This is a genomic window from Paenibacillus sp. A14, from assembly GCF_036864815.1.
Classification (GTDB): domain Bacteria; phylum Bacillota; class Bacilli; order Paenibacillales; family Paenibacillaceae; genus Fontibacillus; species Fontibacillus sanfengchensis.
Genome location: NZ_JBAGJD010000001.1, coordinates 522,961 through 541,883, shown reverse-complemented (window position 1 = coordinate 541,883; position 18,923 = coordinate 522,961). Strand labels below are relative to the sequence as shown.

19 protein-coding genes are annotated in these 18,923 nt (G+C 54.3%); 17 read left to right on the top strand and 2 right to left on the bottom strand.

The genetic code is table 11. The annotated features are described in order from the left end of the window. Window positions 1-28: 28 nt before the first annotated feature. The 11 genes from xseA to V4U88_RS02625 all read left to right on the top strand — a co-directional run bounded on the left by xseA (window position 29) and on the right by V4U88_RS02625 (window position 11,405). Window positions 29-1,426 carry an exodeoxyribonuclease VII large subunit gene (xseA, locus tag V4U88_RS02675; protein WP_334071677.1) on the top strand — a complete coding sequence of 466 codons (1,398 nt, stop codon included), beginning with the start codon at window positions 29-31 and terminating at the stop codon, window positions 1,424-1,426. Then, a complete protein-coding gene (xseB, locus tag V4U88_RS02670) occupies window positions 1,383-1,658 on the top strand; it encodes an exodeoxyribonuclease VII small subunit (protein ID WP_334071676.1) in 276 nt (91 codons plus the stop codon). The genes xseA and xseB overlap by 44 nt, the downstream gene beginning before the upstream one ends. Beyond that, a complete protein-coding gene (locus V4U88_RS02665) occupies window positions 1,651-2,553 on the top strand; it encodes a polyprenyl synthetase family protein (RefSeq protein WP_442951864.1) in 903 nt (300 codons plus the stop codon). The genes xseB and V4U88_RS02665 overlap by 8 nt, the downstream gene beginning before the upstream one ends. Before the next feature lie 140 nt (window positions 2,554-2,693). Beyond that, window positions 2,694-4,592, top strand: coding sequence for a 1-deoxy-D-xylulose-5-phosphate synthase (dxs, locus tag V4U88_RS02660; RefSeq protein WP_334071674.1), 1,899 nt, complete (start codon window positions 2,694-2,696; stop codon window positions 4,590-4,592). Between the two features lie 82 nt (window positions 4,593-4,674). Next, window positions 4,675-5,520 carry a TlyA family RNA methyltransferase gene (locus V4U88_RS02655; RefSeq protein WP_334071673.1) on the top strand — a complete coding sequence of 282 codons (846 nt, stop codon included), beginning with the start codon at window positions 4,675-4,677 and terminating at the stop codon, window positions 5,518-5,520. A gap of 146 nt (window positions 5,521-5,666) precedes the next feature. Continuing rightward, a complete protein-coding gene (locus V4U88_RS02650; RefSeq protein ID WP_334071672.1) occupies window positions 5,667-6,137 on the top strand; it encodes a hypothetical protein in 471 nt (156 codons plus the stop codon). Window positions 6,138-6,167: 30 nt separating this feature from the next. Beyond that, on the top strand, window positions 6,168-6,617 hold the full coding sequence (gene ahrC / locus V4U88_RS02645) for a transcriptional regulator AhrC/ArgR (protein ID WP_334071671.1): 450 nt from the start codon (window positions 6,168-6,170) through the stop codon (window positions 6,615-6,617). A gap of 36 nt (window positions 6,618-6,653) precedes the next feature. Further along, window positions 6,654-8,378, top strand: coding sequence for a DNA repair protein RecN (gene recN, locus V4U88_RS02640; protein ID WP_334071670.1), 1,725 nt, complete (start codon window positions 6,654-6,656; stop codon window positions 8,376-8,378). A 186-nt stretch (window positions 8,379-8,564) separates the two neighbouring features. Further along, the gene (gene spoIVB / locus V4U88_RS02635) at window positions 8,565-9,887 is read left to right on the top strand and encodes a SpoIVB peptidase (RefSeq protein WP_334071669.1); all 1,323 of its coding nucleotides are present in this window, start codon (window positions 8,565-8,567) and stop codon (window positions 9,885-9,887) included. Between the two features lie 230 nt (window positions 9,888-10,117). Continuing rightward, complete coding sequence (gene spo0A / locus V4U88_RS02630) at window positions 10,118-10,918, top strand: sporulation transcription factor Spo0A (RefSeq protein ID WP_334071668.1); 801 nt, start codon at window positions 10,118-10,120, stop codon at window positions 10,916-10,918. Between the two features lie 265 nt (window positions 10,919-11,183). Next, the gene (locus V4U88_RS02625) at window positions 11,184-11,405 is read left to right on the top strand and encodes a hypothetical protein (RefSeq protein WP_334071667.1); all 222 of its coding nucleotides are present in this window, start codon (window positions 11,184-11,186) and stop codon (window positions 11,403-11,405) included. Between the two features lie 67 nt (window positions 11,406-11,472). Here V4U88_RS02625 and V4U88_RS02620 read toward each other — a convergent pair whose 3' ends face one another. Next, a complete protein-coding gene (locus V4U88_RS02620; RefSeq protein ID WP_334071666.1) occupies window positions 11,473-11,772 on the bottom strand; it encodes a DUF2627 domain-containing protein in 300 nt (99 codons plus the stop codon). Window positions 11,773-11,926: 154 nt separating this feature from the next. Here V4U88_RS02620 and lpdA point away from each other — a divergent pair, with 154 nt between their 5' ends. From lpdA to lipB, 5 genes are all read left to right on the top strand, one after another. Continuing rightward, entirely contained in the window at window positions 11,927-13,348 is a 1,422-nt protein-coding gene (gene lpdA / locus V4U88_RS02615; RefSeq protein ID WP_334071665.1) for a dihydrolipoyl dehydrogenase, read from the top strand. Between the two features lie 122 nt (window positions 13,349-13,470). After that, entirely contained in the window at window positions 13,471-14,493 is a 1,023-nt protein-coding gene (locus tag V4U88_RS02610) for a thiamine pyrophosphate-dependent dehydrogenase E1 component subunit alpha (RefSeq protein WP_334071664.1), read from the top strand. 3 nt (window positions 14,494-14,496) lie between these two features. Beyond that, window positions 14,497-15,483: an alpha-ketoacid dehydrogenase subunit beta gene (locus tag V4U88_RS02605; RefSeq protein ID WP_334071663.1), complete on the top strand. Its 987-nt coding sequence runs from the start codon at window positions 14,497-14,499 to the stop codon at window positions 15,481-15,483. 21 nt (window positions 15,484-15,504) lie between these two features. Next, the gene (locus V4U88_RS02600) at window positions 15,505-16,893 is read left to right on the top strand and encodes a dihydrolipoamide acetyltransferase family protein (RefSeq protein ID WP_334071662.1); all 1,389 of its coding nucleotides are present in this window, start codon (window positions 15,505-15,507) and stop codon (window positions 16,891-16,893) included. A gap of 16 nt (window positions 16,894-16,909) precedes the next feature. After that, window positions 16,910-17,608, top strand: a complete 699-nt coding sequence (gene lipB, locus V4U88_RS02595) for a lipoyl(octanoyl) transferase LipB (RefSeq protein ID WP_334071661.1) — start codon at window positions 16,910-16,912, stop codon at window positions 17,606-17,608. Here lipB and prli42 read toward each other — a convergent pair. Then, the gene (gene prli42, locus V4U88_RS02590) at window positions 17,598-17,696 is read right to left on the bottom strand and encodes a stressosome-associated protein Prli42 (protein WP_334071660.1); all 99 of its coding nucleotides are present in this window, start codon (window positions 17,694-17,696) and stop codon (window positions 17,598-17,600) included. The genes lipB and prli42 overlap by 11 nt on opposite strands. Window positions 17,697-17,778: 82 nt before the next feature. Here prli42 and V4U88_RS02585 point away from each other — a divergent pair, with 82 nt between their 5' ends. Further along, entirely contained in the window at window positions 17,779-18,915 is a 1,137-nt protein-coding gene (locus tag V4U88_RS02585; protein ID WP_334071659.1) for a M20/M25/M40 family metallo-hydrolase, read from the top strand. The last annotated feature ends 8 nt before the right edge of the window (window positions 18,916-18,923 follow it).

The following is an 18,923-nucleotide window of genomic DNA, read 5'->3' as shown; positions in this document are numbered from 1 at the left end:
GTCCAGTTTTGGGAGAGGAGGACCCTAAATGGAGCAGCGCGTCTTATCCATTAAGGAGCTTAACCGGTATATCCGAATGAAGCTGGAATCGGACACATTGTTGTCCGAGGTGTGGATTCGGGGGGAAATCTCCAATTTCACGCACCATTCCAGCGGTCATATGTATTTTACGCTAAAGGATGCGGACAGCCGGATCAAAAGTATCATGTTCGCCTCGCATAACCAGCGGCTGGCGTTTATTCCGAAAGAGGGCACGCGCGTTATTGCGCGCGGAAACGTGTCGGTGTACGAGCGGGACGGCCAGTATCAGTTCTATGCGACCCATATGCAGCCCGACGGGATCGGCAGCCTCTATCTCGCCTATGAACAGCTGAAAGGCAAGCTGCAGGCGGAGGGGCTGTTCGCGCCCGGACGAAAGCGGAGTCTGCCCCGGTTTCCGAAGGTCATCGGGGTCATCACTTCCCCGACCGGCGCGGCGATCCGCGACATCCTGATCACGTTGCAGCGCAGGTATCCGCAGGCCGCCGTCGTGCTGCACCCGGTGCTGGTGCAGGGCAAGGGCGCTGCGCCAGCGATCGTGAAGGCGATCCGTACGCTGAACGCCCTGGGGGAGGCCGACGTGCTGATCGTCGGCCGGGGCGGCGGCTCGCTCGAAGAGCTGTGGGCGTTTAACGAGGAGCAGGTCGCTCGGGCGATCTACGAATCGGCGATTCCTGTCATTTCGGCCGTCGGCCATGAAACCGACTTTACGATCGCCGATTTCGTCGCCGACCTGCGGGCCGCAACGCCCACCGCCGCCGCGGAGCTCGCCGTGCCGCACGCGGCCGAGCTGAAGGCGCAGCTGCGCCAGCGCGAGCAGGCGCTGCAGCAGAGCCTGCAGCACCGCTTGGCGCAGGCGCGCGAGCGGCTCCGCCGGCTCCAGGCGTCGCCGGCGCTGCGGCAGCCGCAGCGGTCGCTGCTCCAGCACGCGGAGCGGCTGGACATGCTTAAAGCGCGGCTGCAGCAGGGAATGGCGTCCCGCGCCGAGCTGACGGCCGCCAGGCACGACCGTCTGCACCAGCGTCTGTTGCGCTACCATCCGCAGGAGAGCCTGCTCTTTGCCAAGCGGCGCCGGAGCGAAGGGGAACGGCTGTTGCGCCAGGCAATGACCGCCATCCTGAAGGATAAAGCCCGGCAGCTGTCGTACGGCATCCGTCAGCTTGACGCCTTAAGCCCGCTGAAGGTGATGGGGAGGGGCTACAGCCTCGTCTATGACGAGCCCGGGACCAGGCTGATCAAATCGCTGAATGATGTCGAGCCCGGCGATATGATCAAAGTAAAGATGACTGACGGGGAGTTGGATTGCCAGGTTTGGGGAATGCGGAAAGGAGAGGAGAACGAACATGGCGAAAGAAACACAGGAACAGGAGAAGGAACAGGAGCTTAATTTCGAAGATGCGATGAACCGGTTGGAGGATATCGTGTCCCAGTTGGAACGGGGGGACGTACCGCTGGAACAGGCGATCGAATTGTTCCAGAGCGGTATGCGGCTTTCCCAGCTTTGCAGCCAAAAGCTGACGCAGGTCGAACGGAAAATCGAAATGATCGTGGACAATGACGGCGAAATCGGGAAAAAACCGTTTCAACCACAGATAGAGGAGAGCGATGCACTTGGCTAAGCCTTCAATAAACGATTACATCGGGGAGATTTCCGGGCTCGTGGGCACGAGGCTGGAATCCTTCCTGCCGGGAGCCTGGGAAGTGCCGGAGAGCCTCGCGAAATCGATGGAGTATTCGCTGATGGCCGGCGGCAAACGGCTGCGGCCCCTGCTGGTCATTGCCGCGGCGGAGTCGCTGGGGGCGAGCCGGGAGGCTGCGCTGCCCGTCGCCTGCGCCGTGGAAATGGTACATACGTATTCGCTGATCCATGATGATCTGCCGGCGATGGATGACGATGATTTCCGGCGCGGGAAACCGACCAATCATAAGGTGTTCGGGGAGGCGACGGCGGTATTGGCGGGCGACGGCTTGCTGACGCATGCTTTTTACAGTGTGGTTCAAGCGGCGCGGCAGCCCGGCGTAAAGGTGGAAGAGGTGCTCTCGATTGTGGAGGAGTTGGCCGTGTATGCCGGTCCATCCGGCATGGTAGGCGGCCAGGTGGCGGATATGGAAGGGGAGCAAGGTCTGACCGACCTGAAGCGGCTTCAATACATTCATGAGCGCAAAACCGGTGACTTAATCGTATTTTCCTTAAAAGCCGGCGGCAGGATCGCTTCCGCCACGGAAGAACAGCTGAAGGCACTGGAAATCTATGGGCGAGCTCTGGGGCTTGCTTTTCAGATTCAGGACGATATTTTGGATTTGGTCGGAGATGAAGCGAAACTGGGCAAAAAAACGCAGAGCGACGTTAAGCAGAAGAAGGTGACCTACCCCTATTTCCTAGGCTTGGAGGCATCCCGCGCCGAGGTGGACCGGCTGACCCGCTCGGCTAAGGAAGCGGTTACTTGCGGCGGCATTCCGAACCCCGAGCGTTTATTGGATATCGCCGATAATTTATTGAACAGGGACCATTGACCCCCGGTATGGTTTCTTCCTGGGGGATGGATGTGATATAATAAAGGCTATTATCTCAAAGTATGGGTAACAGGTTCAATTCGGAATGACGACTATGCTTTATTCTTCAAGAAATCCATTCAGGAAAGCGGGGAATCCAGGTGCTGCTTTCACAGATTAAGGGACCCGGCGATTTGAAGTCATGCTCCATCGAGGAATTGGCTCCGCTAGCGGCCGATATTCGCCAGTTCTTAATTGAAAAGCTGTCCGTTACGGGCGGACATTTGGCTCCCAATCTGGGGGTGGTCGAGCTGACTATCGCCCTGCATTACTGTTACAACAGCCCTCAGGATAAATTTATTTTCGACGTGGGGCATCAAGCCTATGTTCATAAAATTCTGACCGGACGCATGGATCGTTTCGATACGCTGCGGATGAAAGACGGGCTATGCGGTTTCGTCAAACGGTGCGAGAGCGAGCATGACGTCTGGGAGGCGGGACACAGCAGTACCTCGCTGTCCGCGGCGATGGGGATGGCTCTGGCCCGCGATCTTAAGGGAGAGAAACATAAAGTCATCGCCATCATCGGCGACGGGGCGCTGACCGGAGGCATGGCCTTTGAGGCTTTGAACCATATCGGGCATGAGAAGAAAGATCTCATGGTCATCCTGAACGATAACGAAATGTCGATCGCCCCCAACGTCGGCGCGATGCACAATTATTTGACGAAGCTTCGCTCCGACCGGAATTATTTGCGGGCCAAGGATGAAGTCGAACAGTTGCTGAAGAAAATTCCCGCGGTTGGCGGGAAACTCGCCAAGACGGCGGAGAAATTGAAGGATAGCCTGAAATACATGATGGTTTCCGGCGTGTTGTTCGAAGAGCTCGGGTTTAAATATCTGGGGCCCGTGGACGGCCACGATTTGCCGGGTCTGATCGATTCTTTCAAGCAAGCCAACAACGTCAGCGGGCCGGTTCTGGTGCACGTACTGACGACAAAGGGCAAGGGCTACACGCCGGCGGAGGAAGATTCGTTCAAGTGGCACGGCATTTCCACGCCTTACAAAATTGAATCGGGACAGCTGCTTAAGGCCGTCGGCAACCCGACTTACACCGACGTATTCGGAAGCACGTTGATCGAGCTGGCCGAGCGGGATGAGAGGATTGTCGCCGTCACACCGGCGATGCCCGGCGGGTCCGGTTTGGTGAAGTTCGGGGAGCGGTTCCCCGGCCGAATGATCGATGTCGGAATCGCAGAGCAGCATGCGGCGACCATGTGCGCGGCGCTGGCGATGGAAGGCATGAAGCCGGTATTTGCCGTATATTCGACATTTATGCAGCGGGCTTATGACCAAATCGTCCATGACATTTGCCGTCACAACGCCAATGTGATGTTCGCCATCGACCGCGCGGGTTTTGTGGGAGCCGACGGCGAAACGCATCAAGGCGTGTTTGACATCGCTTTTTTACGCCATATTCCCAATATGGTTCTGATGATGCCGAAAGACGAGAATGAACTCCGTCACATGATGAAGACCGCGCTGGAGTATAACGACGGGCCGATCGGTTTCCGCTATCCGCGCATCAATGTGCCCGGGGTTCCGCTGGACGAGGAGCTGGTCCCGCTTCCGATCGGGAGTTGGGAGATGCTCCGAGAAGGGGACGGCCCGGTCATTGTAGCGGTAGGCCCGATGGTGCAGGTGGCCGAGGAGGCCGCGGAGATGCTGAAGCGCGAAGGCGTTCAGGCCGCGGTCGTCAACGCCAGATTCCTGAAGCCGATGGATGAAGGAATGCTCATGGAACTAGCCGGGCGGGGCCAACACATGATTGTGCTGGAGGAAGCCTCCCGGGCGGGCAGCTTGGGCAGCGCGGTGCTGGAGTTTTATGCGGAGCGGGACTTGTCCGGTCTGGACATTTCAGTAATGGGCGTACCCGACCGGTTCATCGAACACGGCAGTATCAAGGAACAGCTCGAGGAAGTTGGTTTAACCGCGGAGGATGTAGTTCGGAAAGTTCATAAACTCCGTGCCGGCCAAAACCTCCGTTTAGCCAAAGAATAAATAAATCAGTACGGTGAAAGCTCGCTGGCGGAAATTCCGTCCGCGAGTTTCTCCTTTCACCGGGAACGTCAGGAGAATGGGAATGTCCGAATCCAAGGAAAGAATCGATGTCCTGCTGGTGGAGCAGGGTTTTTTTGAAAGCAGGGAAAAAGCGAAAGCCGCGATTATGGCGGGGCTTGTCTTGAGCGGGTCGGAACGGATCGACAAGGCGGGGATGAAAGTTCCGCGCAGCATCCCAATTACGGTCAAAGGGGCCGTCCATCCTTATGTGAGCCGAGGCGGCTTGAAGCTGGAAAAAGCGCTCAAGGAATTCGGCATCGACCTGAACGGAAGAATTATGCTTGATATCGGCTCCTCTACCGGAGGATTCACCGACTGTGCGCTTCAACACGGAGCCCGTTACGTTTACGCGATCGATGTGGGGTATAACCAGTTGGATTGGTCGCTCCGCAACGATGAGCGCGTAAACGTCAAAGAGCGGACGAATTTCCGCTATATGATTCCAGCCGATCTGGACGGGCCCATTCCGGATTTCGCCAGCATCGACGTGTCGTTCATATCGCTGAAAATTATTCTTCCGCCGCTCCTGCAGCTTCTCTCCCGTCCCGCCGATATCGCCGCGCTGATTAAACCGCAGTTTGAAGCCGGGCGGGAAAAAGTAGGGAAATCGGGCGTGGTTCGGGACCCGAAAGTGCATCAGGAGGTTCTGGAGACGGTGTTGAAAGATGCACTTGATCTTGGATTTTCCTTGCAGGGACTTACTTTTTCGCCGATTACCGGCGGGGAAGGGAATATTGAGTTCCTTGCGCATTTCGGGCTCGGAAGGGAAGGCGGCGGTCTTTCCACCGATTCCGGAAATATCAAGGAAATCGCCCGAAAGGTCATTGAAGAGGCAGGGCGTAAATTTCAGGCAAACCCGTCTTCGTGACGGGTTTTTCGCATGCTCGGGATTGCAAGCGGAACAAATGTTCCCTATAATAGAGATGATTAAATTTCGAACTCCGCCCGGGATTTTGGCAAAACACAACAGGAGCTCGGCCATCCGCGTCGAATACAACCACTGAGGTGATTGTGATGGGTGGGTTTTCAGACGCGATGCTGATGTTGCTGATTGCCGCCATCGGCCTGTATCTCGGGTACCGCGGATTTCGCTCCTGGGTTCGCAAACCTTATACCTTAAGATCCGGAATCGGTTTTCGAATGAACGAGGAGATTGTGGAACATCCCGCCGTGGATTTGCTGGAAGCTTCCGGATATGAAGTGGTCAGCGACAAACTGAAGGTGCCGCTTGCTTTCAAGGTGGACGGGAGCATCATGCACAGCAGACTTTTTATCGACTATATCGCGACCAAAGACGGGGAATTCTATCTGGTAAGAACCGCCAGGGAACGAATGGCCATAGAATGGACGGGCAGCGGAATGCGAAAGGAACTGCTTCCTTATTTGCTCCTGTATCCGGATTGCGCCGGCGTGCTTTATTTGGATGCGGATCAGGGGATGCTGAAAGAAATCACCCTTATCGCCGACGATGAAGAAGAAGGGTAATCAGACCGTAAAAGGGATTTGGAGGACGTTATGAAAGGTCAACGACACATTAAAATACGAGAAATTATTACGAACCGGGAGATCGAAACCCAGGACGAGCTTGTGGAATCGCTCAGGAGCTCCGGTTTTCAGGTGACGCAAGCGACCGTTTCGCGGGATATCAAGGAGCTTATGTTGATCAAGGTGCCGACGGATGACGGGAGGTACAAATACTCCATGCCGACGGCCCAGCGCTACAACCCTGTACAGAAACTGCAGCGCGCACTGGTCGACAGCTTCGTACATATCGACCACACCGGCAACCTGGTTGTGGTGAAATGCCTTCCCGGAACAGCCAACTCCGTAGCCGTGTTGCTCGACAACATGGAATGGTCGGACCTGCTCGGGACGATTTGCGGAGACGATACGATTCTGCTGATTTGCCGCAGCGAAGAGTACAGTTTGTTCATTATCGATCAAATTATGGGGTTTATTTCTTAATTCTATGATCTGCTCTCGAAGGGAGTTGCTGTCACGTTGTTAGTCCATTTGTCGATTCGAAATTTAGCGGTTGTGGAATCGGTGGATATTACGTTTCATCCCGGGTTTCATGTACTGACCGGGGAGACGGGCGCCGGTAAATCGATTATTATCGATGCTTTAGGACTGATTGCCGGAGGACGCGGTTCGGCCGATTTGATCCGTTACGGTTGTGAGAAAGCGGAGATGGAGGCCGCTTTTGACCTTCCTGAAGGTCATGGCGTCTGGTCATTGCTTTCCGGGTTCGGAATTAGCGCCGAGCCGGACGAGTCGCTGATCATCCGGCGGGAAATCAGTGCGCAAGGGAAGAGTACGGCCAGAATCAATGGACAGCTTGTGAATCTGACTATGCTTCGCGAGGTCGGGGAGAGCCTGATCAACCTGCACGGACAGCATGAACATCAAACCCTGCTGCGCCCCGAACGCCATCTGGAACTGCTCGATGCGTACGGATATGAGATGATCGGACCGGTAAAGGAAGATTACCAGGAGACCTACGCATCTTATGTGAAGGTGAACAAGGAATGGAATGAGCTGCGCAACACCAGCCAGCAAGCGCTGCAAATGTTGGATTTGTACAGATTCCAGCTGGAAGAGATTGCGGCGGCCGCTTTGAAGCCGGGCGAAGATGAATGGCTTACGGAAGAGAGGGTAAGACTATCCCATAGCGAGAAAATGATGGATGCCGTCTCCCAAGCTTACGAGTTGCTTTACGGTCAACAAGGACTCGAAGCGGTGGCCAAAGCGATTTCGCGTCTTACCGAGGTGGCCGGTTATGACAGCAAAGGGATTCCTCCACTGCTTGAACAGCTGCAAACGGCTTATTACCAACTTGAGGACGTGTCATTCGGTTTGCGTTCTTACCGGGAGAATATCGAGTTTAATCCCGTCCGGCTGGAAGAGGTGGAAGACCGGTTGAATCTCATTTCCTCCATGCGGCGGAAATACGGGGATAGCGTCGAAGGAATTCTGGAATATTACAATAAAATACGGCATGAGAGCGAAACGCTTGAAAATAAGGACGAACTGCTCGAGAAGCTGCAAGAGAAGCGGGAGCAGTTGCTTGCCGCTTTGTTGGAAAAGGCCTCGAAGCTGAGCGAAGCGCGACGAAAGAAAGCCGATGAGCTGGCGATTCAAATCGAGCAGGAGCTCAAGGATTTGCAAATGGGCCGAACTTCTTTCCAGGTGAAGCTGAGTCCGATGGAGGATTCGGCGAATGGGATCGATTGGAACGGAAAAAAGGTCCGACCGGGCAAGCAAGGTATCGACAGCGCCGAATTCTTAATTTCGCCGAATCCCGGGGAACCGCTGCGACCGCTTGGCAAGATTGCTTCAGGTGGGGAGTTGTCCCGGATTATGCTGGCGCTTAAGAGCATATTTGCCCGCCATGACGAGGTGCCGGTGCTGATATTTGACGAAGTCGATACCGGCGTCAGCGGCCGGGCGGCACAATCGATCGCCGAGAAGCTGTACCGCCTTTCGCTAACTTGCCAGGTTTTCTCCATCACGCATCTTCCGCAAGTGGCTTGTATGGCCGATCAGCAGTACTTGATTGAAAAGGTGGTCGAAGACGGCCGAACCATGACGCGGGTAGAAGAACTCACCGATAAACAACGGGTGATGGAACTGGCACGCATGCTCGGCGGTGTGGAAATCACGGACAAAACAAAGCATCATGCCAAGGAAATGCTGAATTTGGCCAAGGCGCAAAAACGGAAATAACTACGCGGTTCTGACGAAGTTCAATGGCTCCCACTAGCGGTCGGAATTGGCTCCTTATGCAATCCTGCCAAGGTCCGGGTTAATCATTGACAGTAATAAAAGACCTGACCCGGGGTATCTTATAGGTACGCAATTGGCGACCACCTTTTTCGTCAAGCGAAAGAAGCAAAGGGAGCGTGACAGCCATTGAACCCGAACCTCAGGAAAAGACTGCTCGGCCTTTTATTTGCCTTCTTCTTTTGTTTTTTTGGCACCTCCGCCGCCGAGGGGCATTTGCCTGAATTGCCGGATGAACTGCGTCTGTTCCAGGGACAAGGGCGGCAACTGCATCTGGCTTTGCCCGTACATGCAAGTGTAAGTGTGGACCGCCCGGACATTGTCAGGTTAAACGGTCAAACGACCCCATCCATGGAAGTTTCTTTAGGGAATCCCCTGGAACTGTCCCCCATGAGCAGCGGTGAAGCGAAGCTTCAAATGAAATTATTCGGTAAACTCCCTCTTAAAACCGTGAAGGTAAATGTGATTCCCGATTTAAAAGTCATACCTGGCGGTCAGACAATCGGCGTTAAGGTGAAGTCCGCCGGTATTCTCGTTGTGGGGCATCATCAGGTGAGCGACGGCACCAAGAAGGTTTCACCGGGTGAGGCCGCAGGCATTCAGGTGGGTGATTTGATTACGCATATGAATGGAACTGAACTAAAGGATGTCAAAGATGTTGCCGATCTGGCGGGACAGGCCGGTGACTCTGGCAAGCCGCTGAAAGTCAGTTATCAGCGAAATGGAAAAGCGCTGACGACGCAATTGCACCCGGCTTATGACGGTCAGGACAAGGCTTGGAGACTTGGCCTTTATATCCGTGACTCCGCGGCGGGCGTCGGTACTTTAACCTTCTATGCACCGAATCAAGGCGTGTATGGGGCGCTTGGCCATGTCATCACCGATATGAATACGCAAACCCCGATCGTTGTGGGAAGCGGACAAATTTTGCAATCGAGCGTTACTTCCATTTCCAAGAGTGAGAGTGGAGAACCGGGGGAGAAAAGAGCACATTTCATCAGGGAAGGCAAAACGCTGGGGAATATCGAACGGAACACGCATTTCGGCATTTTCGGCCGCATGGATCAAAATCCGGAATACAGCGTGTACCAAAAGCCGATTCCGGTCGCTTTTTCCGAAGAAATCCAGGAGGGGCCAGCGGAAATTTTAACCGTTGTCGAGGGGCAAAAGGTGGAGAGGTTCAAAGTGGAGATCGTGCACGTTTCCAAGCAAAGCGCTCCCGAGACCAAAGGCATCGTTCTGCGAATTACCGATCCGCGGCTGATTGAGAAGACCGGCGGTATTGTCCAGGGAATGAGCGGAAGCCCGATTATTCAAAACGGAAAATTGATCGGTGCGGTAACCCATGTATTCGTCAACGATCCGCGCTCCGGCTATGGTTGCTTTATCGAATGGATGCTGCAGGATGCCGGCATCTTGCAGGGACCTGCACAAAATCTTAAGGCGGGCTAATTCGCCTTAAGATTTTTTTTTACGCTTAGCGGCGTGTAAAGGATTGTCGAAAAATAATGGATAAGGCAATAAAATGTAAATAAATGAATAATTATATCTCAACTAAATAAAAAAATAAAGAAAAATAATTTTCGACAGAAGGAATTTACTTTTGTATGTCGAATCCTTATTCTGGAAGAGAAGAAAATAAAAATACTTAATTTTATTTACTTTAAGGAGGACAAAGGTCAGTGCAGAAAATTGAAGTGTTGTTGGCGGATGATAATCGAGAATTTACGAATTTGCTCGCGGAATACATTTCGGGGCAGGACGACATGGTCGTCTCGGGAATCGCTTATAACGGGGAAGAAGTGCTGGACATGGTCGACAACGCGTCGAAGGTGCCGGACGTACTGATTTTGGACATCATTATGCCGCACCTGGACGGGTTGGGTGTCCTTGAGCGTCTGCGCGACTTAAACTTGAACCCGCAGCCCAAAATCATCATGCTTACGGCTTTCGGCCAGGAGAACATCACCCAGCGGGCCGTCCAATTAGGGGCTTCGTACTATATCCTTAAGCCATTCGATATGGAGGTGCTGGCCAACCGGATTCGTCAATTGGTAGGTGTCCAAACCACATCGGGTGCGTCGGCGGCGACGTTTACCAAGTCCAATGTGGTTCCTTTGGGAAAAGGAAAAAATCTCGACGCAAATATTACTTCCATCATTCATGAAATCGGCGTACCTGCGCATATTAAGGGATATCAGTATTTGCGCGAAGCGATTACGATGGTGTATAACAATATCGAAATTTTGGGAGCCATCACCAAAACACTGTACCCGGCGATCGCGGAGAAATTCAAAACTACGCCATCCCGCGTGGAACGCGCGATTCGGCATGCGATCGAGGTTGCCTGGACTCGCGGCAATATCGACTCGATCAGCCATTTGTTCGGATACACGATCAATATCAGCAAATCCAAGCCGACCAACAGTGAATTCATCGCGATGGTGGCCGACAAACTGCGGATTGAGCATAAGGTGTCTTGAAGGGATGCGGGGACAGGCAGCAAGGATCAGGATTAAGTCCCGTCCCCCCTCCGGGAAAAAGGAAGCAACGGTGTCTCGATAAACTTTTGTATGTTTTACGCATTCATCTTGGCGCAAAATCGCATAAGCAGACGAGACCGCAGCCTCAGCGGTCTTTTTTCTGTTGAGGAGCGAAAAGAAATCTAGAGAGGTGTGGCCATCGTGTCCCTCTATGTTTCTCAAAGATGATACAATAGTGGAAGGCTTGAGTCAGGAGGATTAAGGGATGCAAAAATCAAATGAACAAAAAACGAATGAATTACTTCTTGAACGGTTTGTGGAACGCCCCGGATTGGAGCGGGAGGAGCGGGAACTGATACGCGAAGCGATGCAAGAGCTCGCCGATCTGCGGGCGGAAAACGAGCGCTTGCGGAAAACCATCCTTAGGCTAAGGTCGGCAAGCACGCCGAGAATGTCCAGCAAATTAAAGGATGCGCTGTATGAATAAGCTTAAGGGTAAAATAAAAGATCTTTCCTCTTCAGGTGAAGAAGAAAGATCTTTTGGCGTTTTTCGGTTATTTCTGCGATGTGGTTTGCGGGGCGGCTTGCCGTGCTTTTTTGCGCGGTCCGGCATAATTGCGTTTACGATCACGGAAATAGATCCAACCGCCCAAAAATCCGATGCCCAGTACAAACAGCAAAAGCCCCACCGTAAAGTTTAGCCAGTCAAAGGAAACTTGGGTAAGCGAGTCGTCTCCATGTTGAGACATATATATGAACAAGGCGTCTTTCATTTTCAGAAAGCCTGTCATGGCGGCAACGCCGGGGATGACTAAAATGACGATGGCAAGAAAACGGGATAGCATCAGTTTCATAAAGTTACGCTACTTCCTTTCACGTCGGGGTCATTTTCACTTATCATACAATCTTCCCGGCGTTCTGTCCATGCGGGAGCCGGTTTGTAATAGCGGAAAAACAAGGTACAATGATAAAAGAAAATCAATCAATGAAGAATGGTGGAGAGTAGAAATGACGATTACTTGCGATGTGGCGGTACTCGGGGGAGGAACCGGCGGATATATCGCCGCGATTACTGCGGCTCAGTTGGGGAAAGAGGTTGTGATCATCGAAAAGGACAAGCTTGGCGGAACTTGCCTGCACCGCGGATGCATTCCAAGCAAATCGCTGCTCCGGAGCGCCGAACTGTTCGCGCAAATGAAGGACAGCGTCAGTTACGGCATCGAAACGGCCGGGGTTTCCCTGGTGTTTCCGAAGGTTCAGGAACGGAAGCAAGGCATTGTCGATCAATTGCACAAAGGCGTGCAGTATTTGATGCGCAAACATAAAATCAAGGTGCTCGAGGGGAAGGGGCGAATTATCGGGCCTTCGATTTTTTCGCCAAAAAGCGGAGCCGTGGCGGTAGAACTGAGCGATGGCGAAATGGAGACGGTCGTCCCGACCAACCTGATCATCGCTACGGGATCGCGTCCCCGGACACTTCCGGGCTTGACGCCGGACGGTGTTCACGTCCTGAGCAGCGATGAAGCACTGACGCTCGAAAGTCTGCCGGATTCCATAATCATTATCGGCGGGGGCGTGATCGGGGTGGAATGGGCTTCCCTGCTGCATGATTTCGGCGTCAAGGTAACGGTTGCCGAAGCCGCGGAACAGCTGCTTCCGGCCGAAGACGTGGAAGTGGCCCGCGAGCTGCAGAAGCAGCTTCAGCGCCGGGGGATCGAAGTGCTGACCGGCGTTAAGGTGCTGACCGATACGTACCAGGTCAAAGAGAACCGCGTACATATTTCGGCTCAACGCGGTGAAACAATTATTGAATTGGAAGGCGATCAACTGCTGGTCTCGGTCGGCCGGCAGGCCAATGTGGAGAATATCGGGCTGGAGAATACCGATATCGGATTGCAGCAGGGCTTTATCAGCGTCAATGAGCATATGCAAACGACAGAGCCTCATATCTACGCGATCGGCGACTGTATCGGCGGTTTACAGTTGGCGCATGCCGCCAGCCACGAAGGCATTGTGGCGGTAAACCATTTGGCGGGCGAGCCTTCGCATGGCTATAGAACCGAGCAGGTTCCACGCTGTGTTTACTCCCGGCCGGAAGTGGCTTCCGTCGGCTGGACCGAGGCCGAAGCCAAGCGCCAGGGAAGGGACGTAAAAACGGCGAAGGTGCCTTTTACCGCGATCGGGAAAGCTTTGGTACAAGGTGAGCCGGAAGGATTTATAAAGATGGTCGCCGATGCCGAAACCGAGGATTTGCTCGGGGTACAAATCATCGGGGCCCATGCGACGGAATTGATCGCACAGGCCGCGTTGGCCCAACTGCTTGACGCAACGCCGTGGGAAATCGGCCAAGCCGTTTACGCCCATCCGTCACTCTCCGAAATTATCGGGGAAGCGGCTCTGGCTATTGAAGGGCGCTCTCTTTCCCTTTAAGTGACAACTATTATTTTCTTTTTCCGGCAAAAGGGATTATAATAGGGTTATCCCAAGTCTTAGTACCAGGTTTTAAGATGAGATAAATAAAGACGCGGGTCTAATTAAAGGAGGTAACTCCCATGAATGCGAAAAGCTCTTTACAAACACAACCCCAACATGAGCAGCTCGGATTGTCGGATGCCAAAGTGGTGGACATGTACAGATATATGCTGCTTGCTCGGAAATTCGATGAACGGAATTTACTGCTGCAGCGGGCGGGCAAAATTAATTTTCACGTCTCCGGAATCGGACAGGAAACCGCACAGGTCGCGGCCGCGTTTGCTCTGAATCGCGAGCGGGATTATTTTTTGCCCTATTATCGCGATTACGGGTTCGTGCTGTCCGTCGGCATGACGTTGAAAGAACTGATGCTCTCCGCGTTTGCCAAAGCGGAAGACCCGAACAGCGGCGGCCGTCAAATGCCGGGGCATTTCGGCAGCAAACGGCTGAGGATCGTGACCGGCTCCAGCCCGGTAACGACGCAGGTGCCGCATGCGGTCGGCATCGCACTGGCGGCCAAGATGAAGAAGCAGGATATCGTGTCTTTTGTGACGTTTGGCGAAGGGTCCAGCAACCAGGGCGATTTTCACGAAGGATTGAACTTTGCCGGGGTACAGAAACTGCCGGTCATTTTTATGTGCGAAAACAACCAATACGCCATTTCCGTACCGGTCAAGAAACAGCTCGGGGGCAAAGTGTCCGATCGGGCGCTCGGCTACGGCTTCCCCGGAATCCGCGTCGATGGCAATGACGCCTTGGAAGTGTATCGGGTCGTCAAAGAAGCGCGGGAACGTGCCGTTCGCGGCGAGGGTCCAACCTTGATCGAAGCGATGATGTACCGGTTATCGCCCCATTCGACCTCCGATAATGATCTGGCTTACCGGACTAAGACGGAAGTGGAGGAGAACTGGAAGAAGGACGGGATTCCGAAGATGAAGTCCTATCTCATCCAGCACGGCTTGTGGAGCGAGGAACAGGATGAGGCGCTGCAACGGGAAATTTCGCAACAGCTCAAGGATGCCATCGAAGCGGCCGAGCTCGCGCCGTTCCCGAAGCCGGAAGATACGCTTCTGCACGTGTACGCCAGTGAAGGGGAGGAATAAGCGATGCCGGTTATGGAATATATCGATGCGATTCGTCTCGCCATGAAGGAAGAAATGGAACGTGACGAGAACGTATTTGTGCTTGGCGAAGATGTCGGCGTCAAGGGCGGCGTGTTCACGACGACCAAAGGGCTTCAGGAGCAATTCGGGGAACTCCGCGTGCTGGATACGCCGCTGGCGGAGTCCGCGATCGCGGGTGTGGCGATCGGGGCGGCCATGTACGGCATGAAGCCGATCGCGGAGATGCAGTACTCCGACTTCATGCTCCCTGCCACGAACCAGATCATCAGCGAGGCGGCCAAAATCCGCTATCGTTCCAACAACGATTGGAACTGTCCGGTGGTTGTTCGGGCTCCGATCGGCGGTGGGATCTTTGGCGGCTTGTACCATTCCCAATGTACGGAATCGATTTTCTTCGGAACTCCGGGACTGAAAATCGTTGCACCGTATTCGGCTTATGACGCCAAGGGGCTACTCAAAGCCGCCGTCCGGGACCCGGACCCGGTAATGTTCTTCGAAAACAAAAAATGCTACAAGCTGATTAAAGAGGATGTGCCGGAGGACGACTACATCGTTCCCATCGGCAAGGCTAACGTGCTCCGCGAAGGTACCGACATCACCGTGATCGGATACAGTCTACCGCTTCATTTTGCGATGCAGGCGGCGGCCGAGCTTGAGGCGGAACAGGGAATCAGCGCGCACATCTTGGATCTGCGCACCCTTCAGCCGCTGGACCGCGAAGCGATCGTGGAAGCGGCGCGGAAGACGGGGAAGGTACTGATCGTGCATGAAGACAACAAGACCGGAGGCGTGGGCGCCGAGGTAACGGCGATCATCGCGGAGGAATGCCTGTTCGAACTGGATGCGCCGATTCAGAGACTGTGCGGGCCCGATGTGCCAGCGATGCCGATTAGCCCGCCGATGGAGAAGTTTTTTATGCTGAGCAAGGATAAAGTTAAAGAAGCGATGCTGCAATTGGCGCTTTTTTAAAGCATGGGAGTGAATGCGGATATGTCAAGCAACAAACAACTAACCGATGTCGTTATGCCTCAACTCGCGGAATCGCTCGTCTCGGCCACGATCGGCAAGTGGCTGAAGAAGCCGGGTGACCGGGTTGAGCAGTATGAACCGATTTGCGAGGTGATTACGGACAAGGTGAATGCGGAGATTCCGTCGACCCTGGACGGGATCATGGGCGAGCTTCTGGCGGAGGAAGGTCAGGAAATCTCGGTCGGTACCGTGATCTGCCGGATCGAGACGGAAATTGCGGCTGTGGCCCCGGCGGCTCCAGGCGTAGCGCGGACCGAAGCTCCCGATCCTGCCGTCCCGGCGGTCGAAGCCGGGGAAGGCTCGCAGCGTCACCGCTACTCGCCGGCGGTCCAAACCTTGGCCGCGGAGCACGGCGTCGACCTCCGGTCCGTGCCCGGCACCGGGCTGGGCGGCCGGATTACGCGCAAGGATGTGCTCGCCTATATTGCGGGCGGCGGCGGAGGAACATCCGTCCCGGCGCCGACTCAGGCACCGGTACAGCCTGCCGCCGGCAGTCAGGCTTCACATCCGGCGCCGCAGCCGGCCGCAGCCCCGCCGGCGATTTCTGTCGACGCGGACTTGAGCCGGGCGGCTTCCGAACCGGTCCGCCATTCCGGCCTGCATTTGACCGAAACACCGCGCATCCCGACAATCGAAGTTGAGGGCGAAGACCGTTCCGAGTATTTTATCGACGTCACGCCGATTCGCAATACGATTGCAACCCGGATGCGCCAGAGCGTGTCGGAGATTCCGCACGGCTGGATGATGATTGAGGTGGACGTGACGAACCTCGTCCAGCTCCGCAACAAAATCAAAGACGAGTTCAAGCGCAAAGAAGGGGTCAACCTGACCTATTTGGCCTTCCTGCTTAAAGCGGTCGTGAGCGCGATCAAGGATTATCCGATCATGAACTCGGTTTGGGCCGTAGATAAAATTATCGTCAAACGCGACATTAACATTTCCCTGGCCGTGGGGACGGAGGATTCGGTCCTGACTCCGGTCATCAAGAAGGCCGATCAGAAAAATATCGCCGGACTGGCCCGGGAGATCGAAGAGCTGGCGACCAAAGTTCGCGCTGGCAAACTGAAGCTCGATGATATGCAGGGCGGCACCTTTACGGTCAACAATACGGGCTCTTTCGGCTCGATCTTGACGCAGCCGATCATCAACTATCCGCAGGCGGCGATTTTGACCTTCGAATCCATCGTGAAGAAGCCGGTTGTCATCAACGACATGATTGCCGTCCGGTCGATGGCCAATCTGTGCCTGTCTCTCGATCACCGCATTCTGGACGGTGTAATTTGCGGGAGGTTTATGCAGCGCGTAAAAGACAACATGGAAAGTTATTCGCTTGACACGCAAGTCTATTGATCTGGAGGCAGCGGCAATGACGAAATCCTTGCATATTTCTTACATCCGCGAGATGGAGTACGGAGAGGCTTGGGAAAAGCAGAAGCAGCTCGTTCGGGCCATTGATGAACAGCAGCAGGGGGAACACCTGCTGCTTCTTCAGCATCCGCCGACCTATACGATCGGCTCGCAGCGGCATCCCGAGCACCTTCTGCTCGGACCCGAGCAGCTGCGTGAACAAGGCATCGCCCTGTTTGAAATCGACCGCGGCGGGGATATTACATACCATGGCCCCGGTCAGTTGGTAGGCTATCCTCTTTTGTATCTTGAAGCGGGAAAAGGGCTGGATTTACACGGGTATTTGCGTAATCTGGAACAGGTGATAATCAATTATCTCGAGAGCTTCGGTATCGAAGGTTCCCGGAAACCGGCATATACCGGGGTTTGGGTAGGGGACGAAAAAATTTGCGCCATCGGCGTAAAATTCAATAAATGCCGCCAGCGCAAAGGTTTTGTCACGAGCCACGGGTTTGCGCTTAACGTCAAAGCCGGGATTGGCCGGGAGGGATTTCGGGGTATTATTCCTTGCGGCATTCAGGAGTATGGCGTGACTTCCTTGGAGGACGTTACCGGGGGCAGGTTCGATGTGGAGGAAACGGCACGTGGGATCGTGCCGTATTTTACCGAGTTGTTCGGATATACGGGAGACCTATGGGGCAAGAAAGTCAGCGAATGAAGAACGGCTCCAACAAGACGATCAGTGTAGAGGCGAGCATGGAGAACAGCATCACGTAAACAACGATTTTGAACCATTTATTTTTCATAGCGCAAATAATCTCCTTCATGCACATAAATTTGAAGCATTCCTAATTATAATATCGTAAATAAGAAAGCGAGGAAAGTCCAGTGATCAATCGAGAAAGGCTTATCCGGCAATTTCTGGAGCTTGTTCAAATCGACAGCGAAACGAAACATGAACGCGAGATTGCCGATTTCCTGACGACCAAATTTACGGAGCTTGGGCTTACGGTCGTCGAGGATGATTCGGCGGTCCGTACCGGTCATGCGGCGGGGAATCTGGTCGCCACTCTGAGTCCGAGCGATGCGTCGAAGTCAGAGGTTCGGCCGTTTCTGTTTACCTGCCATATGGATACGGTGGTGCCGGGGAAAGGGATTAAACCGGTTATCGGCGATGACGGCTATATCCGCAGCGACGGCACGACGATTCTCGGCTCGGATGACAAAGCCGGCGTTGCCGCATTGTTGGAAGTCATCCAGGTGTTGCGGGAGAACGGCCTGCCGCATGGTCAGATCCAGTTTGTGATCACGGCCGGCGAGGAATCGGCATTGGCCGGTTCCCGAGCGATGCAGCCGGGCCTTTTGGACGCAAAATACGGCTTCGCCATCGACTCGAACGGGGAGGTCGGTTCCATCTGCATCGGCGCGCCCACCCGGGCGGAAATCGAGATTGAAATCTTCGGCAAATCGGCGCATGCCGGCGTGAACCCGGAAGACGGCATCAGCGCGATTCAAGTCGCGGGCAAAACGATCGCGCGAATGAAGCTGGGGCGTATTGACGAGACGACAACCGCGAATGTCGGTAAGTTCGTGGGCGGCGGAGAGACGAACATCGTGCCGGATCATGTAGTTCTGTATGCAGAAGCGCGAAGTACTTCACTAGAGAAGATCAACCGGCAGATTGAAAATATGGAGGAAGCGGTGAAAGCGGTCTGCGGCGAGTACGGAACCCGTTATGAATTTCGCAGCGGTTTGGCTTATCCGGCGTTCCATTTTGCGGAAGAAGACGAAGTGGTGGTACTGGCGAAGCAAGCCGCTCAACGGCTGGGGATGTCCGGCAGCACGTTTATTTCCGGCGGGGGCAGCGATGCCAACGTATTTAACGGCTTGGGCATTCCCACCGTCAATTTGGCTGTCGGCTATGAGCATATCCATACCACAGAAGAGCGGATCAAGAGCGAGGATCTCGTAAAAGTGGCGGAGTATGCTCTGGAGATCGTCAACCAGTCCCTCACCCAAAAGTAAATACTGTA

Bases quoted from the DNA above. Each gene is read 5' to 3' on its own strand.
- xseA (WP_334071677.1), top strand. From the start codon at position 29: ATGGAGCAGCGCGTCTTATCCATTAAGGAGCTTAACCGGTATATCCGA.
- xseB (WP_334071676.1), top strand. From the start codon at position 1,383: ATGGCGAAAGAAACACAGGAACAGGAGAAGGAACAGGAGCTTAATTTC.
- V4U88_RS02655 (WP_334071673.1), top strand. From the start codon at position 4,675: ATGTCCGAATCCAAGGAAAGAATCGATGTCCTGCTGGTGGAGCAGGGT.
- V4U88_RS02650 (WP_334071672.1), top strand. From the start codon at position 5,667: ATGGGTGGGTTTTCAGACGCGATGCTGATGTTGCTGATTGCCGCCATC.
- ahrC (WP_334071671.1), top strand. From the start codon at position 6,168: ATGAAAGGTCAACGACACATTAAAATACGAGAAATTATTACGAACCGG.
- V4U88_RS02625 (WP_334071667.1), top strand. From the start codon at position 11,184: ATGCAAAAATCAAATGAACAAAAAACGAATGAATTACTTCTTGAACGG.
- V4U88_RS02620 (WP_334071666.1), bottom strand. From the start codon at position 11,772: ATGAAACTGATGCTATCCCGTTTTCTTGCCATCGTCATTTTAGTCATC.
- lpdA (WP_334071665.1), top strand. From the start codon at position 11,927: ATGACGATTACTTGCGATGTGGCGGTACTCGGGGGAGGAACCGGCGGA.
- V4U88_RS02610 (WP_334071664.1), top strand. From the start codon at position 13,471: ATGAATGCGAAAAGCTCTTTACAAACACAACCCCAACATGAGCAGCTC.
- V4U88_RS02605 (WP_334071663.1), top strand. From the start codon at position 14,497: ATGCCGGTTATGGAATATATCGATGCGATTCGTCTCGCCATGAAGGAA.
- V4U88_RS02600 (WP_334071662.1), top strand. From the start codon at position 15,505: ATGTCAAGCAACAAACAACTAACCGATGTCGTTATGCCTCAACTCGCG.
- lipB (WP_334071661.1), top strand. From the start codon at position 16,910: ATGACGAAATCCTTGCATATTTCTTACATCCGCGAGATGGAGTACGGA.
- prli42 (WP_334071660.1), bottom strand. From the start codon at position 17,696: ATGAAAAATAAATGGTTCAAAATCGTTGTTTACGTGATGCTGTTCTCC.